3 protein-coding genes are annotated in these 3,359 nt (G+C 65.5%); all 3 read right to left on the reverse strand.

Features of this window, described 5'->3' with window-relative positions:
- Positions 1–85 precede the first annotated feature (85 nt).
- Genes ACWGS9_RS34295 through ACWGS9_RS34305 form a run of 3 tightly spaced genes read right to left on the reverse strand, consistent with a single transcriptional unit; the run spans position 86 to position 3,209 of the window.
- Positions 86–1,075, reverse strand: a complete 990-nt coding sequence (locus ACWGS9_RS34295; RefSeq protein WP_454509364.1) for a tyrosine-type recombinase/integrase — start codon at positions 1,073–1,075, stop codon at positions 86–88.
- Positions 1,072–1,977, reverse strand: a complete 906-nt coding sequence (locus ACWGS9_RS34300; protein WP_454509365.1) for a tyrosine-type recombinase/integrase — start codon at positions 1,975–1,977, stop codon at positions 1,072–1,074. The genes ACWGS9_RS34295 and ACWGS9_RS34300 overlap by 4 nt, the downstream gene beginning before the upstream one ends.
- Complete coding sequence (locus ACWGS9_RS34305; protein ID WP_454509366.1) at positions 1,977–3,209, reverse strand: tyrosine-type recombinase/integrase; 1,233 nt, start codon at positions 3,207–3,209, stop codon at positions 1,977–1,979. The genes ACWGS9_RS34300 and ACWGS9_RS34305 overlap by 1 nt, the downstream gene beginning before the upstream one ends.
- Between the last annotated feature and the right edge of the window lie 150 nt (positions 3,210–3,359).

Here is a 3,359-nt window from a genome sequence, read left to right on the forward strand (position 1 = left end):
CTGCCTTATGGGCAAAGCCGGTAATGGGGAGCTGGCAGCAATTTGATCGCGCACCTGCACCAATCACCGCCAACCCCGCTCTCCATTACGAGGTACGCCTGAGCAGCTCGATCAGCCGGTCGGTGGGCTGGAAGACGCCGCGCCGCAGGTGAGGCGGCAGGATCGCCTCCATCGCATCGAGCTTCTCGGTTGGATCGCCGCGCGTATAGACCTCGGTGGTCGTCAGCGTAGCGTGGCCCAGCCACAGCGACACCTTCCGGATGTCCCCGGTCGCTTGCAGAACGACCATCGCGCAGGTGTGCCTGAGCACGTGGGGCGAGACGCGTTTCTTGGCGAGACCGGGCTGCTTGCGAGCCGCAGTCGCGGCGTGCTGCCTGAGCAGATAGGCAAAGCCCCATCGGCTCAGCGGCTCACCACGGGCGTTGACGAACACCTCGGGTGTCGCAACCTGCCCGCGGATGGCCAGCCAGGCACGCAGTGCAGCGGCCGCCGGCTTCCACAACGGCAGCGTCCTCTCCCGGCGTCCCTTGCCGAGCACGCGGATGCTCGTCGAAGGCAGGTCGATGTCATCGACCTTGAGGCCGGTCAGCTCGGAGACGCGCAGCCCTGCGCAGACGGCCACGTGCAGCATTGCGCGATCGCGGATGCCATCGCGTGTCGCCGGATCGGGAGCGTCCAGCACGGCTTGGAGCTCTTCGCGCAGAAGGTAGGGCACCAGGCGCGTGTCAGTTTTCTTGAACGGGATCGCCAGTACACGGCGGATCTGCTCGAGCGCCGCCGGCTGCCGGTACTCGAGGAAGCGGAAGAACGACTTGATCGCCGCCAGGCGAACGTTGCGCGTCACGGCTGCGTTTTTGCGCTCGTCCTCAAGATGCTCAAGGAAGGCGCTGACGAGCCCGGCATCGATCTGTTCGAGCGTCAGCGCCGAAGGTTTGACCTTGAGCCGGTCGGCGGCGAACACGAACAGCAGTTGGAAGCTCGAGGCATAGGAGTCGCTCGTGTGCCGGCTGGCGCCCCGCTGGCAAGCGAGTGTGTCGCGCAGGAACGTCTCGATGAGGGGAGCGATCGGCGTCATGCTGACCTCCCTTCGGACATGAACGCTTCGCCAGCCATGGCGACATCGCGCAATAGGTCGGGCGTGGCCTCGAGATACCAGTAGGTCGCATAGATGTTGACGTGACCCATGTAGGTCGCGAGTGCTGCCATGTGCGCTCCGCACCGGCCTCGGCCGGTAGGGCTGCCTTGCAGCGCGCGCACCGCAAACGTGTGCCGTAGATCGTGCAGGCGAGGACGGCGAGCCGACGTCGATCTGATGCCAGCCTTGTCGACCAGCCTGTCGAAGGTTTCCTTCACGGCAATGTAGCGTAGCGGCCGACCGTGCTTGTTGATGAAGACCGGATCATCGTCTGGGCCGGGCCCGCGACGTGCCAGGTATCGCTGCAGGCCGGCGACCGCCGTGTCGTGCAGCGGCACCAGTCGCGTCTTGCGGAACTTGGTCTCTCGGATCAGCAGACCGTCGCGGGTCACATCCGCGATCGTCAGCTTCAGGGCTTCGGAGATCCTGAGCCCGGTGGATGAGAGCAGCGCGATCAAGGTCGCTTGCGTGTGCGAGCGCAAGCCGTGCGTTGGCCGAAGCCGCAGCGCAGCTTCGACCAGCCGACTGATCTCGTCTGTCGTGTAGATGTGCGGCGTGCGACGCCTCTTGCGGGCGCCGAAGTGATTTGCCGGCGGCAGCTCGTGCCTGACGTCCTCCACCTGAACATGGCGTACGAAGCGACAGACGGCTCTGAGCCGTGCATCGCGTTGCGCGACGGATGGTCCGAGTGCGGCCCAGTCGATCGCTGTTTTTGTCTCGACGTACGTTTGTCCGCGCCCGGCCGCGAAGGCGGCAAAGCTCTTCAGCAGGTACTCCGCGGTCGACATCGCGAAGCCCGTGGTGCGGCGGAGCGCGAGATAGGTCTCGATGGCGTCCAGCATCACAGCGCCTCCGGCCACGGCTGAGCAACCTGCTTCAGCAGCGCGACGTCGGCCTTTGCGTAATAGGCAGTCGTGTCGATGCCGCGATGCCGAAGGACGAGGCCGATTTTGTCGAGCGGCACGTCATGGCGCAGCATCTCGGTCGCCGCGGTGTGCCGCAGAGCGTGGGCCCCTTTGATCGGTGCCACGATGTCGGCCCGCTTCATGATACGCTTGACCACCGACGAGATGCCGTCGCCTCGTCGGAATGGCCGGTACGGTGCGATCGTGCGCAGGAACAAGACATCGTTCCGGTGGGTAGACGGCCGGCATTCGAGGTAGGCGGCGATCGCATCCCCGACGTCTTGCGGTAGCGGCAGCCGGACCTCGCAGCGCGACTTGCCGCAGACCCGCAGCGATCCCGTTTGCCACTCGATATCCGCGAGACGCAGTTGCGCTACGTCACCGGCCCGCAGGCCGAGGCGCACCAACAAAAGTACGATCGCACGATCACGCCGACGTCCACCGACGTCGCCATCACAGGCAGCGATCAGCCGGTCGACCTGCTCGGTCGACAGATACCGGGGCATGTCGGCAAGCCGCCAATGAGCGTAGGCTGGAACGGTGCCGTCGAGACCTGCCTGACAACGGCCTGCGACCGCGAGGTACCGCAGGAAGGCCCGAAGGCTCGTCGTCATCTTCTCGATCGTGCCACTCCCGCTATTGCTCGCCCGTTCCAGGAAGTAACTGCGGACATCGTTCGGTCTCCAGCCGGCCGGGTCAGATCGAAGCTCCATCATCAGGGCCGCGGCGTCGCGGGCGTAGAGCCTGACGGTGCCATCGGATGCGCCGCGATGCTTGCGCAGCCACGTCTTGAAGTCGGCGACCAGCTGCGGCTCAGCGGGTGCTGCCCCCACGGCCGTGGACCGGCAAAGGCCGAGCTCGACGAGGTGCCGACGAAAGAGCCTGGCACCGTAGATGGTGTGGTGGTTGCGCCGGCCGCCTTTGGCGCGTGGACACCGGCAAGTCCGCAGGTGCTCGCCGAACGCGGCGAGATCAACGTCCGTCAGGCCCGCGCCCTGCTCGGCCATAACATGGCCGATGTGAGCCGCCGCTCGTAAATAGCGTACCGCTGTCTCGGGGCCATAGCCCTGCCGCTCCAGCGCCGTTGCAAACCCGTCAAGGTAGGGCCCGCTCGGCCCACTGCGCAGATGCCCCAGCATCTTCGCTGCCGAGAAGTACGTCTCCAACATGTCCGTCTCCGTATGTGACCGGCCATCAGTGGCCAACCCAACGGGGCCGCACGGGCGACTTGTAATGGAGAGCTCGAGAGCGGCAATACACAGGAAAATATGGTGATCGCGATTGGCAGCTCCCCATTACCGGCTTTGCCCATAAGGCAG

The sequence above is a fragment of the Mesorhizobium sp. Arg314 genome, from assembly GCF_053714275.1.